Source organism: Halobacteriovorax sp. (assembly GCF_041587335.1).
In the GTDB taxonomy this organism is placed as follows: Bacteria; Bdellovibrionota; Bacteriovoracia; order Bacteriovoracales; family Bacteriovoracaceae; genus Halobacteriovorax.
On the sequence record NZ_JBFGYP010000019.1, the window covers coordinates 1 to 16,317 of the forward strand.

Here is a 16,317-nt window from a genome sequence, read left to right on the forward strand (position 1 = left end):
TGTAAAAAAATCAATGAAGCAAATTGAAGCCGATATAGAAAAAAATCATGATAATTTTACGGTAGAAGAAAAAGAGCTTTTAAGAAGTGTCCTAAAAAAAGCCGAGTCATATTAACTCGGCCTTTATTATTACACATGGATGATTATAATTATGATTCTTTAGAGTTTGTTTTCTTTTGCTCTTCTGCCTGAATCTCAACTTCTTTTACATTCTTTTGAGAACGAGCTTGAGTTGATTGGTTCTTTAAACAACTTGTGTCTGACTCACCTACAGATCCTGCAAATGAATGAGTTGATAATCCTGCAATTAATGTTGTTAGTAATAGTAGCTTTTTCATAAATCCCTCCCGAGGATAGTATTTTAGTTACTATTACTATTGCACTTAGTATGCCAAAACCATTAACGTAATATTAAACAGTTACCTATAGCTATACTGTAAGAAATATTAACACTGTCTAAATATTAGCCAAAAAACCTCATTAGCCATCTTACTAAACCTATTTTTCCAAAATACGGTGGGTACTTCACTGGCACATCCATAACTGTTGAGGCCTTGAAAACGGACTTCTTATGCGAAAATAGGTCAAAAGAGTTCTCACCGTGGTATGAGCCCATACCACTATGTCCTACGCCACCAAAAGGAAGGTGCTCGTTAGTAATATGCATCAAGGTATCATTCACAGTCACTCCACCAGCACTCACTCTATTTAGGATCGCCTCTTGAACCTTAGAGTCATTTGAAAAGATATACATGGCCAATGGCTTCTCTCCAGCAGTGACATAATCAATTGCTGATTTTAAATTCTCCATTTTCATAATTGGAAGGATGGGACCAAATATCTCATCTTTCATACAAAGATCTCCCTCCTTTGCGCTTACTAAAGTTGGAGGAATAAACTTCTTCTCACTAGAGGTATTCCCCCCACATAAAAGGCTATCTGTTTCGATGAGAGAGAGGAGCCGATTGAAGTGGGACTCATTAATAATCCTTCCATAATCTTTACTCTTTGAAGGGACTTCCCCATAAAACTTTTCTATATATTTTATAAGTTTATTCACAAGTTCTTCATACTTATTTTCATCTACAAGAACATAATCAGGAGCAATACAGGTCTGACCTGCATTAAAAAATTTCCCTGAAACAATTCTCTTTGCAACTAACTCGAGGTCTGAATTTCCAAAGACAAAAGTAGGACTTTTCCCACCAAGTTCTAAAGTTACAGGAGTTAAGTTCTTTGAAGCTTTCTCCATAACAATTCTTCCAACATGTGCATTACCTGTATAGAAAATATAATCAAAATGGCCATCTAAGAGCTCCGTTGTTTCCTCAACTCCCCCCTCAACACAAGCGATATACTCTTCTTCAAAAACCTCATCTATGATTTTCTTGATTAGATGAGAAGTATTTTCAGAGATTTCACTCGGCTTTAGCACCACTCTATTACCAGCAGCAATTGCTCCAATTAAGGGAGAGAAAAGTAATTGAAAAGGATAGTTCCAGGGGGCAATAATTAGAACACTCCCATAGGCCTCACTACGAATATAACTTTTAGCCGGAAAATGAATAAGAGGTGTTTTAACCTTTCTCTTTTTCATCCATTTTTTTAGATTTTTCTTTATTGATCTAACTTCATTTTGTACAAAAATAATCTCTGAAAGCTGAGCTTCATAAGAAGGTTTTCCAAGATCTAAACTAAGAGCATTTAGAATATCTTTTTCATACTTAGTAATACAGTTTTGAACCTTAGTGAGAAGCTCCATTCTAGTATCATATTCTATGAAAGAATTTTCTCTATACTTAGTTCTTTGTAATTGAATAATGTCAGAAATTTGATTTTGATTCATAATAATCCCAATTTTAAGTATCAGAATTATATCATCAAAAGGTCGGTAAATAAAAAAGGCAAACAAGGCTTACGAGGCTCCTGTTTGCACTTCTTGATCAATTATCTATTGTTCACGCGTAGTCGTCTTAGCAGGCTTCTCAGACTCTCTAGGACCTACATCGTGGGCAACATCAGTCTTTCCTTCGACACGTGCTTGCGTTGACTGGTTCTTAAAGCACTCGGTAGAGCCTTCTCCTACAGCTGCAAAGCTTGAAATTGATAGAAGTGATAGAATTGTAATTGTGATTAGTTTTTTCATATTTTTCTCCCATGTGTGTACTTATATATAAGCAGGAAGTGTGCCAAAAACTTAATATAATATTAGGGAGTTATTAAAGATCAATTTGTTATTTTTTTGACAGTGAATAAGAAATATACAAAAAAAAAGCCCAAGCATAAAGCTTGGGCCAATTAATTAGAAATTTATAAAGAGTATTATTTCTGACGCTGTTTTTGATCACCCTTAGGTTCAGTCTCTGGTCCTTCCGTTGCAACATTCTTTGCAGATGCACCTTGGAAGATTTCTTCACACTCAACATTGTCATCTTTATTTTCACCTACATCGCCCATAGCTGGCATTGTAAAGCCTAGTACGAGTAAGATTGCTATTAACTTTTTCATTTTCTTCTCCTAACTATAATTACTTCTATTATACGCTTGTTTTAAAAGTTTTTCATCATTTGGGCTAAGTCACTAAAAGCTCATTAACCCTTCTGCCACAATACATTGGCAACTTATAAGTTAAGATTAACACCTGCTGGCTTAACAATTGCTAGTAGCGATTGGAAAGCTTGTGTAACCTGTAGGGCCATTTTATGTCCGGCCTTAGATTCAACTTTCTTAATTTCACCGTAGTTATCGTACTGAACATTAATTTTTCCAATCTTGTCCATTTTGATCTCCACTGGCTTACCTTGAGCATTATAAACAAATGATAGAGATCTCTTTTTCTTAGTATTCTTATCATAGTCATGCATTTTAGTAATTCGACCTTTTCTATCGTAGATAAGAAGAACAGACTTACCAAAGCTATTATCTGCTTTTGCTAAGTTTCCACTTTTCTCGTCATACTTAAAGTTAGTCCAACCCTTCTTATTCACAACCTTAGTAATTTTGTTGAATTTCTTATGGTAAGAAAGTTCAATATAATCACCTTTAGTAGATGTTTTCTTAGTCAGTAAACCTTTAGCGTTATACTCAAAAGATGTTACATGGTTTCCTCTTGTAATTTTAAGAGGAAGTGAACAACACTCAGAGTAAATAGTCTCTGTTTTAAGGTTATTAATATTTGTTAAAATTCTATAAGTATATTGAGAACCATCTGGTCTAGCTTTAATTTCGTACTCATATCTATTAGAAACAGATTTACCATTTGGTGACTTCTTAGTAACAATAGTCCAATAGTGGAAATCAGGATTCTTAGGATTTGAATCATACTTATAGCTTGTTAAATCTCCACTTCTACTTTTTACAGATTCAACAAATTGAGTTCTCGGAGTATAGTTGATCTCCATTTTAGACTTATCAGAGTAACTAATCGCCTTCATATTATGGTTAGCATCATATGAATACTTGAAAGTGTTTCCTGCAACATCTGTTGACTCAACTAAGTCATCACCTTCAAACTTATATCCTGTTTTCTTATTTGCAGTTGATGAAATACTTTTAATTCTTCCATTTTGAAACCAATCAAAGAATAGTTGCTTAGCTTGAGAATCTTTAATTTTTAATAGATTTCCATTTTTATACTCAAAAGAAATTGTATAACCATGCTTATCTTTGATCTTAGATAGCTTCCCATCTTTATTAAAGAACTGAACCTTACCATCGTTATAAACACGCTTAAATCCATCTCTTACTTTATGAACCTGTTGAAGCCCTCTTGTATTTGAGTAAAGAATCGTTCCATTAGCAAGTTGAGCCTTTACACTAAACTTTCTGGCATAGGCCTGTCTAAGCTCAGCATCATTAGTAAGCTTAACCTTTAAAGACTTTGCTACCTGCTCAGTTACAGAAGTTCTCTTTCTCATCGCCTCAATAATTCTTTGGGCCGCAGCAACTGGATCTACTGCTTCCTTAGGAACAAATCTTGTATTAGCACCACTACCGTTCTCATGAACAATAACCGAGCCATCAGCAGAGACTGTTAGAAATGTTTCATAATCAGAACCCCAACCAAAACCAAACCAACCTTTTTCAGTAGATTTAGAATTGTACGTTCTTACAATTTCAAGATCGTGACCACCACCTGGCACAATAATGTCTGTGTACGAAATGTAGAAGTTTCCATTCTTAAGATTAACTCCACCAAACGCTGTTGCAGGAATTAAAAATAATAATAGGAGTAATTTAACAAGCTTCATGTATTAATCCTTTTTTGAGCACTATAATTCTCTCGTATATTATATCGGCAAATTAAGCTAGGAACTTTAAAGTATTTTATCTAAATAGCTAAACCTTTATTTTTACTATCTTCATAATGACAAAACCACCTGCAAAATCAAATGCAAGTGCCGCTAAAGTCAGCACTATCCCTAGGGGATGAGTAAACATAGGTTTAATTGAATCAGGGTCTGAAATAAAGTATATAAGTCCAATCCCATATGGCATTAAGAAGATGGTTGCACCTTGAAACATTCCCTGAGCAGTGAACGTATCGATTTTTTGCTTTAATCGCACTCTCTCTCTAATTACATCAACAATGGTATCAAATACTTCTGCAAGATTACCACCAGTCTCTCTTAAGATATTAATAGAGGAAACAAACATATCATTATCTTCTGTAGGAATTCTCTTTGAAAGGTTATCGAAACACTCTTCTAGAGGAACCCCTATTCTATTTTGCTGAAGAATCATGTTAAACTCTTGCGAGACTGGTGCAGGCATCTCATCCACAACCATACCAATCGCCTGAGGTACTGATAATCCGGCCCTAATCCCATTTGACAGAAGGGTCAGAGCATCAACCATTTGACTAGAGTATTCATTTATTCTTCTTTCAACCAAATAATTAATCAGAGGCTTTGGTATTTTAAAACCAATAAATCCAAAGAATATCCCCAAGATAAAGCCAAGAATCCATTGACCTAGTATTCCAAAGAAGAGAAACATAAAACAGCCAAGACCAACAGAGCAACCAAGGAGAGCATAAGTAATTTTTTCTTCTGGTATTTCAATAAACAGAAGCTCTAGCTTCTCCATAATATAAGTTCTAGTTCCAAAAGTTTGATTTTCAATCCAATTAAAGATCCCTTGAGAGTGCTTATAACACAGTAGAAATAATGCAATTCCAATTAACCCAATAACTCCAGATTTACCAATCAGTGCAATAAAGAAACTCATTAACTAGGCCTCTTCTTTACTGGCTTACCTTGACCGCTAGGTCTTTGCTTTGGTCTTGGTTTACCATCATTACTAGCAGGAGGTTTTCCACCACCTGAAGATGCAGGAGGAGTTGAACCTCCACCCTTTTGATCATTTGTATTATTAGTAAATAATCCTCGAGGAACGTTATAACCCTTCCTCTCAAGAATTTCGATAAACTTGGGTATAAACCCTGTTGCCTGAAACTCTCCTATTATTTTTCCATTTTTATCTATATCTCTTTGTTGGAATAAGAAAATATCTTGAAGAGTAATTACCTCTCCCTGTATTCCTCCAATCTCTGAAATATGAGTCATCTTTCTAGAACCATCATCCAGTCTCTTTTGCTGAATAATCATATGAACAGAGTTAGCAATCATTTCTCTAATTGCTTTTGGGCTAATTCCCGCACCTGCATATTGAACAAGAGTCTCTAATCGTCCAATACACTCTCTTGGATTATTTGAGTGAACAGTTGTCATCGATCCATCGTGGCCTGTCCCCATCGCTTGAAGCATATCTAAAGTCTCACCACCACGACACTCACCAACAACAATCCTCTCGGGACGCATTCTTAGTGTTTGCTTTACTAAACATCTAATATCAATCTCACCATCTCCTTCAAGAGAAGGTGGACGTGTTTCAAGACGAACGACATGATCTTGAGGAAAGTTTAGTTCAGCCGAATCCTCACATGTAATAATACGCTCATTGGCAGGAATAAATCCTCCAAGAATGTTAATAAGAGTCGTCTTACCTGAACCTGTACCACCACTAACAACAATATTACGATGTCCCTCAACAGCTATTCTAAGGAAATCGGCCATACTTTGAGTAAGCGAGCCCCACCTAATATAATCTTTATAAGTTACGACCTCTTCGGGGAATTTTCTTATTGTTATACAACAACCATCAAGTGCTGATGGTGGAATTATAGCGTGAACCCTTGAGCCATCTTTCAATCTTGCATCTACGTAAGGAGTCTTCTCATCAATTCTTCTACCAATAGGAGCAACAATTCTCTCAATAACATTTAGAACCTGTCTGTCATTAGTAAAAGTAATTTCAGATTTTTTAACTTTCCCATCTTTTTCATAGAATATTTTATCAGGCCCAACAACCATAATTTCAGAACAATCTTTATCCGCTAGCAAATCCTCTAAAGGACCCAGCCCTAAAGCTTCGTCAAGAATCTCCTTAACGATTCTGTTCATGTCTTCTCTGGACTGAAAGACACTCTTTGTGTCTTCTTTACTCAATAACTCAACAACCATTTTCTTCGTCTGCTCTCGCATTATAATAGAAGCTTTAGGGTCATTATCATCAGAGTTCTTCAAATCCATTTCATCTACCAGAGACTTATGAATTCTTGATTTCAACTCAGTCCAAGCACTCTTTGCTTTTCCATCCATTTGCCCCGAGTTATCTTTCTTTGCCCCGACATCTGAGGGCTTATTTAATTTTGCTAGAGACTTTAAAATATTTTTTTGAATAATTTTTCGTGAGCACTCAATGATTCCTTTTGCAAAATTACTCTTCTTAGCAATTAGCATCACAGGCTTTTTTTGATTTAGTGCCATTACACATGTCTGATCATCTTTTGGAATATTTGCAAAAGGAAGTTTCCCCATTGCTTTTCCTACAACCTCTGGAGTTACCGGGTGACCTTTTTGATGCTGATTCAATATGACTTGCATCATATCTTTAGGAAACATCATAGTAACAAGGTCTGAATATAATCTCTTAGTTTGATTTAGAGCTAAAATATCAGGAGTAACAACAAGGAAGATCATTGTTGAAAACTCTAGTGCCTTAGCTGCAAGATCATTCATCTCACTACCAGCATCTATAATTGTTAGAGGGTAAATATTAGTAATCGCTTTTAATGTCTTACCCAACCCATCAGCATTAATCCCCTCACTTGCAGTAGGATCTGTTGGCATTCCTATATAACTCACACCTGCAGGGTGTGCTGTTACAAATTGCATTATAGAACGAGGATCAATGGCCCCAGAAAATTCTGATAAATCTTTAACTGTCTTTCTAGATTTAATACCTGTTATGAAGTTTTGATCGCCACTAGCTTTCTTATCAAAATCAAGAAGAAGAACTTTTGCTCTTGATTCTGCGGCATAAGCAAATGCAAGGTTTGCTGCTATCTGCGACTTACCTTGTCCACCTTTTCCACCAATAATTGTAATTATATGTCCGGCCATTATCTTCTTCTACTTCTAAACTTTCGTTTAATTTCTTCAGTCCCTGTAGATGCAGACTCGATTATTTCAGGTGTTACGAATACAACGAACTGAGATTTGTTTGTTAAATATGCTTTTGACTTCACAAACGAGAATAATGTATTCCCATCTTCAACTTCATCTACTCCACCAGGAGGGTTTCTATCAAAATCCGTAGATGACTTATTAACTACTACACCACCAACAACAGCACTTTCCTTACTCTTAACAACTAAAGCTGTCTGAAGAGTGTTAGATGTTGTCTCAGGTGGGTCTCCGACATTAGCACTTACTGTAATCCCCATACTTAAATCAATTTTTTCTTGAGGAAGAATTGTTGGAGTAACAGCAAGATCAAACCCAGCGCTTGCACTCTCACTTCTAACGAACTCTCCGGTTCCGATAGAGAAAGGTTTTTCACTTTTCTTAACTAACTTACTAGCAATTTTATCTTTAGTTATAATTACACCGGATTGAATTACTCTCGCATAACCTGCACTTTTAGCAGAAGCAAGTCTTGGAAATAAATTTGAAATTGTTCCTGCAAGAGTTCCACTAGATGAGCTTGTAACTCCCCCATCTGTCCCTTTGCCAATATTTATAGATCCACCATCACCACCTAAAACAGGCTCCCACTTAAAACCAAATATTTTATTATAATCCTTTGTAAGCTCTACAAACTGAGCCGAAATTTTAATAAGCTTAGGAATTGGTGCTGGTTTCTTCTTTGCGTTCACACTTATAAAATTTTGAATAATATCTTTCTCTGCAGTCTTAACAGCCTCAGTACGTCTCGCTAGATTTTGAATCATATCTGGAACATAGACTGCTGCAATCTGCTCTGCTCTCGTCTTGTCGACATCTGAACTAACAACCCCCTCAAGCATAAATAATCCATTCGCAACTCGGACTGTTACATCGGGCATGTTACTTTTTTGAATTTCTTTTTGCATATTCTTTGCAATCACTCTTTGTGTTTGAGGAGAAAGTTCAACAAGTTGAACAACATCGGGGTAACCACCTAAAACAACAATCACCTTTCCTATGTCTGACGGAACAACAATTTCCCCACCCACATAGACTTTATTCCCTTTAATACCAATCTCTAATCCTTCAACATCACCCAAGAACTCTTTTAACTCTTGAACAACTTTGGATTGATCTGTTGCCGTAATATTAACTAGAAATTTTGCTTTTATATCTCCGACAGTATTTCTTATAATGACAGAAGTTTGACCCGGCTTGAGTCCTTTAAATGTTATTTCTCTCTTTTGAGGAATAATCACATGGTTTAAAATAGTGTCATTTCCAACCTGAACTTTTGTAGACGGTGCAAAGTCAACTTTTTCAACATGATCTATACCAAGAACTACTTCAACTTTCTTCTCTGGAACGTTTTTTCCTTGTTGAGCAAAACAATTTATAGAAATCATGAATATAAAAATTGAACTTATAAGTCTCATTAATTTCCTTGGCCTTTGTATTTCTCTGAGAAGAATATTTTTGCTTCAGATGCATCTTCACCTAAGATATCAAATAACTTTGTCGACTTGATACGCACAACTTCTTTATCCGTATTGTTTCTCAATGCAAGATACGGAGGCGTTCCAGAGTTATAACTTAAAATAAATACAAGTTTTTGAACTTCATATGGATCAAGTTCTAATGTAACTGTTCCATAATCACTATATGTATTAAGCTTCATTTTCTTAATTACTCTTGGAGTCTTAACTCCAATAATAGGAAGGTTTCCAGAAATACTTTTACCAGTCGAAAGAATTAAAACATCTTGTAGAATCGTCTTCATCTTTTGTAAGTCTTTTCTACCACCGGCATAATCAATCCCAGCTAAGATATCTACTCTATCTCCAGGTTTAATTAATTTCCCAACAGATGCTCTCTCAGAAACGTCTAATGATATTGCTCTTTTACCAACAGCAACCTGTCTTGATAAACCACTTCTTTCATCAGGCCAACTCACTCTAGGTTTTGTTATTTGCTCACCTTTTAAAATTGGAACTGTTGCAACAGTGTTTTGAATCTCTTTGATAGTTTTAAATGCTTTCTCATGCACAAAGTTTGATGGCATTGAAGTTACAGTTACCTTAGAGTCATCGATTAACTCGAGCTCTTTAATATCTGTCTTTGCAATAACGACTGATTGTTCTTTACCATACTTTTTGATGATTTTTGTTTTCTCATCATCGATGTACGTGTAAACCATAAACATTGCAAAGACTGCAATAATTAAGGCCAATGTAAGTGCTCTAGTGTTCATTCTCTTACCTTATTAAGTGACTACTATTAATTTTACCAAATAATCTTCACTAGTTAAGAATGGGGAAAGAAGTGTCAGTCTAAATAGTTATTTTTGGACACATTGATCGTATCCGAGCTCGCCAGCGAAGCGGCCATTCCTGAGGAAATTAGTATTTTCGACGTAACCTGAATCAGATCTCATGTATGTTTCTCCACATACACCATAGAAAGTGAATATTTTTACAAAGTTCGAGGTAACTTCTCCCTCTCTTAACTCATCACACTCTTCGCTCGTCTCATTACCAAAGAAGTTCATAAACTTGTAACAAGTTCCAAATGATTGACTATCACCGACTGATTTTCTTCTCCAGCCAACACTGACAGGGCCTATAACGTTTATTCCCTTACTTGTAAGAAACTCCACATCAATTCTATTTGGGGCCCTAGAATCATTTTTGAGTAGACGATAGAAATATCCCCTAGTTGCTTTCTGTTGATTAATAGATCCATTCAATGAGTTGGTTAAATTAATTAGAACAGTATAAAGAAATATAATAAATGGAAGAAATAAAACAAATTCAAAAATTGCTTGTCCTTCTTCATTTAATATATTTTTCTTCTTACACTTAACAGCCATTATCAAAGAAAGTTATATGAGTATTACATTCTGCACCTAAATCTTGCATAACTTTACATACTCTTGCGAGACATTCAGATCTTGTAGGCTCACGCCCTAAGAACGACTCAGATTTATAATATACGGGATCTCTCCCTCCAATCAGCTCACTAAATGAAAATGGAACAGAGTAATCTACGATAGTGCCCACATATAAAGCATTAGGAGTGGATTCAGGATCATTAACACTTATTCCACCGTTAAAACCCTTAATCATTACCTCTGGCTTATAACTTTCAAAAACCTGCTTTGCACTTTCGAATGCAAAGTTATCAGCACCAGATACATTTGCACTATTATTTTCAACAGTCAGGTATGTTCTTGATGCCATATAGTTTGCATAGTGAATATAGAACCCACTAGTTGCATCAATAGAGATTTTATATAACAAAAATATAAAACCAAATGAGAATATAAAAGTCATAAGGAATTCAATCGTTGATTGACCTTCTTCCTTATTATGTATTAGGGATATTGGTCAGCTCCTGAAAAAAAACGTGTTTGACCATCGTCTATATTATAATAAGTTTCATGAGGACCACTATAGTTACTATCAGACCTATCTGCTTCACTATTTAGATACCCATGTCTATAAGCATACTCTATTTGAGAGCGTAGACCAGCAAAGAATGCTGAATCCTCACCCATAAAGTCTTTAAAACGATCTGAGTTTATTATAGAGAAAGATATTGTGCTAATAACAGCTAAAAGCATTATGTATTCAACAACACTTTGACCTTTCTCATTTAATAAAATATTTTTTCTCTTATTGTCCATCCAAACCATAACCAAGAAACTAGTATTACAGGAGCATAAGAAAATCTTTGCCCAAATATTGTTTTTATTAATCTGATATTTCTAGTCATTATTGCTAGTTTTATTATATCGACTCTTTTCATTATATTTGTCAGTAGTAACGACATTCCCACAACAACGGTAGAGTACGCCAAAAATATGAAGGCCGTTTCATGTAGAGAAACTGGGATTAATAAATAAAATGATAGAAGATACTTCGAATCCCCCGCTCCCATTATTTTCAATGAAAACAGAAACACCCCTACAATAAAGAATGCTATCGGAAAAACAAAGGTCTCTAAGTTGAATACATATTGCTGTGGAAAGACAAAAATACTGATTATATAAAAGCCTATATTAATCAATGGCCAAAAATTTGATATTTTCTTATGAGCAATATCATTTGATGCTACAAAGAACAGCTGAACAACAAGAAAGAGATATACTGCTATCGGCATTACTTCGTCCTATTTTCGTAGTCAGAATACCAGCACTCTTCAGCACAGACACCTATTGTTAATTGTTGAGTGAGTTGGTAGCCAATGCTACGAATGGAATCAGACATCATTCCGCCCATTCCCTTCACCATGTTCAAGGCAATAAGAGACATGAATGCAAATAGAATAAGATACTCAATGAGGGCCTGTCCGGCTCTACCTTTTACCATGTATCTAAATTAACAGAAATTTGTATACGATAGGACACTTAGGAATATAATTCCTAGTCGTTTTGAGGATAACCAATTGAGAATAATAGGTTTTTCACCCTAGAAATTAGAGTTAATAACCTATTATTCTATACTGTCTACAAAGCCTTCTGCTTTACCAAAAACGTCCTCAGTAATCTTATTTAATCTAGTTGAGGCAACATCTTTGAATTTGAATACAATTAAAGCTACAACTGCAACAAGAAGAATATATTCTGTTGAAGTTTGCCCACTCTCATCTTTCAAATAGGCCAGCAAAGTTTTTTTCATAACTTACTCCTTTGAATAATCCTGTCGGTCACTTTTTCATCTAACTTAAGAAAAACTTCATAGTTATCCAAAAAATCAATAACCTAGCTAATTACTCCACTTATAATTTATTATACACTCCAGCAATGCTGCACCAAAGCAATTTCATACTTTTCCTAGTAAATATATGCAACACATTAAAATCACATAAATATTACCTTTCTTGTATAAATCAGTGAAAAGAACGGTATAATGGTTATGGGTCTTGTAGTTGGCAATAATAGTTTTTTCGCCCTACAATTTCTTTCAAGGAGGCGGTCCCTGATTATGGTGAGCAAGCTTGCACTTTGGAGCAATCCTAAGGAGTGAGAAGCCTAAAATAATTAATTACTGCAACCACCTGTCTAATGGCGGGCGGAAGACTCCAAGTTGACAGCTCTTGACCCTCTTTTCTTACTCTTTAATCCACTAAAAATTTGACAGAAAACGAACAGTTACGGATGATTGTAATATGGACCAAATAAATCAACAAAAAGATGTTTCAACAAAGTGGATAGAGAGTTTAGCTCTTGAAGAGATTAATATGGAAGAGTCTGGAGTAGTTAACTTCAACGACCATCTAAATCCTCTTCATATGCTAGAAGAATCTTCAATTGATTATATGGATGACCTCAGAGAAAAGTTTGAAATCTTTGTTTCAAAGTTTAATGAGTACAGAGGATCACATCAGTCAGGTTCAGCAATAAAGATTTTTAAAATCTCAAATACAATAAATGACTTCATGCTATTTAGAAATAGTTTAAGACTTATCGTTGCAAGAAAGGCGGCTGACTTAATAACTATTGGTTTCCTAGCAAATGGTAAAGAAGTATTCTCAGCGAGACTAAGATCTACTGACTCAACAGGATCTCAAGGCGTACATGAAGTAAGGGCCCACCTAGGACCTTTTAATGATATTACGTGGAGATTTAATGGTGAGATTATAGAAACGGAAGCGCTTGTAAGACACTACCTCTCAGAATTTATTAGAAACTCTGCTAGATAATCACTTCATTATTTAAATAAATGTAACATCATCACTGTTAGAAGATTTACCACTTCTACCTTTTGCTTTCCCCATAAATCTTTTAAAGGTTAGTTGTAGAGACTCTTTAATTGAAGGCATATTAATATTCAAAAAGCCTTCAATATTAGAAATATCAAGCTCGAACTTTATCTTATCTCCAGCAGGAGTCATCGATGGAAAGTTCCATCTCCCCTTTTGAACAAGACTTGTCCCCTCATTAAAGACCTCACAGTACTCTTTTACAAACTCATTGAATGTAGCAGTATCATTTGAGCTAATTTGAAAGAGTCTATTCTTTACGCCTTTTTCAAAACAAATTTTTAAAATCATAGCAAGGTAGTAAATATCTAAGTAGCCCGTCCTAACTGTATCATCACAAGAGATATTTCTTCTATCCATGAAGTCTTTTTGGATTTTATCAAAAGTAGTTGATCGATTCTCAAGATGACCTCTACCGTAGAGCTTACAGCTTCTAAAAATAACATAGTTCAATGAGGACTTTTGGATATAGAACTCTGCTGATGCTTGAGTTTTTCCATAAACAGTATTTGGGTCTGGAATATCCATTTCAATATAGTGTTTATCCTCTCCAGCAAATACAAAACCAGAAGATAAATAACACACTTGAGACTTATAGCGCTGACAATACTCTACTACGTTGAATAGTCCACTGGCATTTAACGCATCAGCAAGCTCTGGACTTCTAGCACACTCCATTAGAGATGAGAGCCCTACTGCATAAATAGTAATATCAGGCTTAAATGCATAAAGAGCTAGCTGAACTTCTTCCTTATTTAAAACATCACAAGGTAAAGCAAGAACACCAGGAATAAAAACGGGATTTTTATTGTAAGTTCCTACAACACGAAAGTCCTTCTTAAAAAATTCTGCAAGATTAGATCCTACAAAAGAAGATAGACCAAATATTAAAATTGTTTTTTCTCTTTTAGGTACGAGAGTTGTGACATTTTCCATAAAGGTATTATAGCACTAATTAATTTCTAGGAATATAAACGAAAAAATGCCCGTGCTTCATTCGAAGCATGGGCAATAAAGAACAATATTTAACCAAGTAATTTAGTAGCTATGCTCGGGAACTGGTTAGCTTGCGATAACACTGATGTTCCAGACTGAATTAGGATATTGTTTTTAGCTAACTCTGCTGTTTCAGCAGCGATATCTACATCTCTAATTCTTGACTTAGCTGCACTTAAATTCTCATCACTAATCCCCAAGTTGTTGACTGTTGACGAGAGTCTGTTTTGTAGGGCACCCATTCCGGCCCTAATTCCATTGATCTGCACGAGTGCATCATCAAGTTTCTGTAGCGATGACTGAGCTCCCTCTTTAGAGGCAACATTGTCAGCTGCGAGCCCAAGAGTTTCAATTGTGGCGTCTGCACCGGTCCCATCGTAGACAAGTCTGTCGTTGATTGGGTCGTTGTGGATACCAACTTGAAATTCCATTCTCCCGCCTGTTCCATCAAGAAGCTTAACTCCATTGAATTCATTTGACCTTGAGATTCTATCAATCTCTTCTTTGAGGTTTTGAAATTCAATGTCTGAAAACTTTCTTTCCTGTGGTCCAAGCGTGTCGTTGGCAGCTTGTACTGAGAGTTCTCGAAGTCTAATAACAATGTTTGAAATCTCATTTAATCCACCTTCGGCTGTTTGAATTAGAGAGATCGCATCATTAGCATTACGCTTTGCTTGTCTCATCCCTCTAATCTGGGCCCTCAAGTTTTCGCTTATAGCGAGTCCTGCAGCATCATCTGCAGCTCTAGTTATTCTCTCACCTGATGAAAGTTTTCTCAGGTTGTCATTCATTTTTCTATTTGTAGTACTTAACGTTCTCTGTGCTGATAGCGAAGATACGTTAGTATTAATTCTCATTCCCATGATTAATCTCCTTCAAACATCTGCAACCTCCTGTGGCGTACTTCGAACCTCATGTTCAAAAAAATTATTAGTAGTAGTATATATTTTTGTTCTATTCTTTAATTACTTGTTCTTATTCTTTGTTCTTTTGTATTCTTATTTTTAAAGCAATTGAATCTTGCAGGATAAGCAATTGCTATAGACTATTCATCCATTTGGTCCAAACATATGGTCCTCCTAATACAAAGTTAAAGTTAATTCAATTTTCTAGTGACCGAAGTCACTGGATTAGCCCTGTGAAGCTGATTGAATTAAACTTAATGCGTTCTTTGTACTTGAGTTCGCTTGCGATAGAACCGATGTACCAGCAGTCATAAGTATATTCTGCTTAGTTAACTCTGCAGTCTCTGCAGCGATATCTGTATCTCTAACTCTTGAGTTAGCAGCAGATAAGTTTTCTACACTTACTGAAATATTATTGATTGTTGATTGTAATCTGTTTTGAAGAGCACCAAAGTCAGCTCTAATACCTGAAACAGAGACAATTGCTGAGTCAATTGATGATAGAGAGTTCTGAGAAGAAATCTTATCTGCAACTGAAGCAAGGTTTAAACCTAGTGCAGCAACATTAACGTCTGCGCTTGAAGCATCAAATGTTAATCTATCACTGATAGGGTCATTTCTCGTTCCGATTTGGATATCAAATACTGCACCAGTACCATTTAGAAGAGGTACTCTGTTAAACTCTGTAGAGTTTGCAATTCTATCCATCTCTGAAGTTAATTGTTCGAATTCAACATTAAGAAACTTTCTCTCTGTTGTACCTATAGTATCAGAAGCGGCCTGTACTGATAGCTCTCTAAGACGAATCAAGATATTTGAAACTTCTCCGAGCGCCCCTTCAGCAATTTGTACAAGAGAGATACCATCTTCAGCGTTTCTCTTAGCTTGTCCAAGACCTTTGATCTGTGCTTTTAAATTTTCTGAAATTGCGAGTCCAGCAGCATCGTCGCCAGCTCTGTTAATTCTTTGACCAGACGATAGTTTTTCTAACGACTTGTTAAGGTTGATACGTGTTCCGCTCAAATTCCTCTGGGCGTTAAGTGACGCAACATTTGTATTAATTCGAAGTCCCATTTCATCCTCCTTGATGTGAGTGTCGGTAAATCTTAGTTTTACCAATCTGTATGTCGTCCGTGACATAC

19 protein-coding genes and 1 other RNA gene are annotated in these 16,317 nt (G+C 35.7%); 2 read left to right on the forward strand and 18 right to left on the reverse strand.

Features of this window, described 5'->3' with window-relative positions; genetic code table 11:
- Positions 1-149 precede the first annotated feature (149 nt).
- The 15 genes from ABX784_RS04750 to ABX784_RS04820 form a co-directional block, all read right to left on the reverse strand.
- The gene (locus ABX784_RS04750; RefSeq protein ID WP_372653242.1) at positions 150-338 is read right to left on the reverse strand and encodes a hypothetical protein; all 189 of its coding nucleotides are present in this window, start codon (positions 336-338) and stop codon (positions 150-152) included.
- A 125-nt stretch (positions 339-463) separates the two neighbouring features.
- Positions 464-1,846 carry an aldehyde dehydrogenase family protein gene (locus ABX784_RS04755; RefSeq protein ID WP_372653245.1) on the reverse strand — a complete coding sequence of 461 codons (1,383 nt, stop codon included), beginning with the start codon at positions 1,844-1,846 and terminating at the stop codon, positions 464-466.
- Positions 1,847-1,951: 105 nt separating this feature from the next.
- Entirely contained in the window at positions 1,952-2,146 is a 195-nt protein-coding gene (locus ABX784_RS04760; RefSeq protein WP_372653247.1) for a hypothetical protein, read from the reverse strand.
- A gap of 176 nt (positions 2,147-2,322) precedes the next feature.
- Positions 2,323-2,508 (reverse strand): hypothetical protein, encoded by a 186-nt coding sequence (locus ABX784_RS04765; protein ID WP_372653250.1) that lies wholly within the window; start codon positions 2,506-2,508, stop codon positions 2,323-2,325.
- 113 nt (positions 2,509-2,621) lie between these two features.
- Complete coding sequence (locus tag ABX784_RS04770; RefSeq protein WP_372653252.1) at positions 2,622-4,250, reverse strand: DUF6531 domain-containing protein; 1,629 nt, start codon at positions 4,248-4,250, stop codon at positions 2,622-2,624.
- An 88-nt stretch (positions 4,251-4,338) separates the two neighbouring features.
- Positions 4,339-5,229 (reverse strand): type II secretion system F family protein, encoded by an 891-nt coding sequence (locus ABX784_RS04775; protein WP_372653254.1) that lies wholly within the window; start codon positions 5,227-5,229, stop codon positions 4,339-4,341.
- Complete coding sequence (locus ABX784_RS04780; RefSeq protein ID WP_372653256.1) at positions 5,229-7,466, reverse strand: ATPase, T2SS/T4P/T4SS family; 2,238 nt, start codon at positions 7,464-7,466, stop codon at positions 5,229-5,231. Before ABX784_RS04780 ends, ABX784_RS04775 begins: the two co-directional genes overlap by 1 nt.
- On the reverse strand, positions 7,466-8,947 hold the full coding sequence (locus ABX784_RS04785; protein WP_372653259.1) for a hypothetical protein: 1,482 nt from the start codon (positions 8,945-8,947) through the stop codon (positions 7,466-7,468). Before ABX784_RS04785 ends, ABX784_RS04780 begins: the two co-directional genes overlap by 1 nt.
- Entirely contained in the window at positions 8,947-9,762 is an 816-nt protein-coding gene (gene cpaB / locus ABX784_RS04790; RefSeq protein ID WP_372653262.1) for a Flp pilus assembly protein CpaB, read from the reverse strand. The genes ABX784_RS04785 and cpaB overlap by 1 nt, the downstream gene beginning before the upstream one ends.
- Before the next feature lie 87 nt (positions 9,763-9,849).
- Positions 9,850-10,386, reverse strand: a complete 537-nt coding sequence (locus ABX784_RS04795; protein ID WP_372653264.1) for a hypothetical protein — start codon at positions 10,384-10,386, stop codon at positions 9,850-9,852.
- Positions 10,370-10,810: a hypothetical protein gene (locus ABX784_RS04800; protein WP_372653268.1), complete on the reverse strand. Its 441-nt coding sequence runs from the start codon at positions 10,808-10,810 to the stop codon at positions 10,370-10,372. Before ABX784_RS04800 ends, ABX784_RS04795 begins: the two co-directional genes overlap by 17 nt.
- Before the next feature lie 74 nt (positions 10,811-10,884).
- On the reverse strand, positions 10,885-11,196 hold the full coding sequence (locus ABX784_RS04805) for a hypothetical protein (protein WP_372653270.1): 312 nt from the start codon (positions 11,194-11,196) through the stop codon (positions 10,885-10,887).
- The gene (locus ABX784_RS04810) at positions 11,166-11,672 is read right to left on the reverse strand and encodes a hypothetical protein (RefSeq protein WP_372653272.1); all 507 of its coding nucleotides are present in this window, start codon (positions 11,670-11,672) and stop codon (positions 11,166-11,168) included. Before ABX784_RS04810 ends, ABX784_RS04805 begins: the two co-directional genes overlap by 31 nt.
- On the reverse strand, positions 11,672-11,881 hold the full coding sequence (locus ABX784_RS04815; RefSeq protein ID WP_372653274.1) for a hypothetical protein: 210 nt from the start codon (positions 11,879-11,881) through the stop codon (positions 11,672-11,674). Before ABX784_RS04815 ends, ABX784_RS04810 begins: the two co-directional genes overlap by 1 nt.
- Positions 11,882-12,004: 123 nt before the next feature.
- Positions 12,005-12,190 carry a Flp family type IVb pilin gene (locus ABX784_RS04820; protein WP_372653276.1) on the reverse strand — a complete coding sequence of 62 codons (186 nt, stop codon included), beginning with the start codon at positions 12,188-12,190 and terminating at the stop codon, positions 12,005-12,007.
- A gap of 229 nt (positions 12,191-12,419) precedes the next feature.
- On the opposite strand from ABX784_RS04820, the gene ssrS reads away from it, so the two are divergent.
- Positions 12,420-12,619, forward strand: a non-coding RNA gene (ssrS, locus tag ABX784_RS04825) — 6S RNA.
- 61 nt (positions 12,620-12,680) lie between these two features.
- Positions 12,681-13,214 (forward strand): hypothetical protein, encoded by a 534-nt coding sequence (locus tag ABX784_RS04830; protein ID WP_372653278.1) that lies wholly within the window; start codon positions 12,681-12,683, stop codon positions 13,212-13,214.
- Between the two features lie 12 nt (positions 13,215-13,226).
- Here ABX784_RS04830 and ABX784_RS04835 read toward each other — a convergent pair whose 3' ends face one another.
- From ABX784_RS04835 to ABX784_RS04845, 3 genes are all read right to left on the reverse strand, one after another.
- Positions 13,227-14,210 (reverse strand): NAD(P)-dependent oxidoreductase, encoded by a 984-nt coding sequence (locus tag ABX784_RS04835; protein ID WP_372653280.1) that lies wholly within the window; start codon positions 14,208-14,210, stop codon positions 13,227-13,229.
- Between the two features lie 89 nt (positions 14,211-14,299).
- Positions 14,300-15,133, reverse strand: a complete 834-nt coding sequence (locus tag ABX784_RS04840) for a flagellin (protein WP_372653285.1) — start codon at positions 15,131-15,133, stop codon at positions 14,300-14,302.
- A 267-nt stretch (positions 15,134-15,400) separates the two neighbouring features.
- The gene (locus tag ABX784_RS04845) at positions 15,401-16,249 is read right to left on the reverse strand and encodes a flagellin (RefSeq protein ID WP_372653289.1); all 849 of its coding nucleotides are present in this window, start codon (positions 16,247-16,249) and stop codon (positions 15,401-15,403) included.
- Between the last annotated feature and the right edge of the window lie 68 nt (positions 16,250-16,317).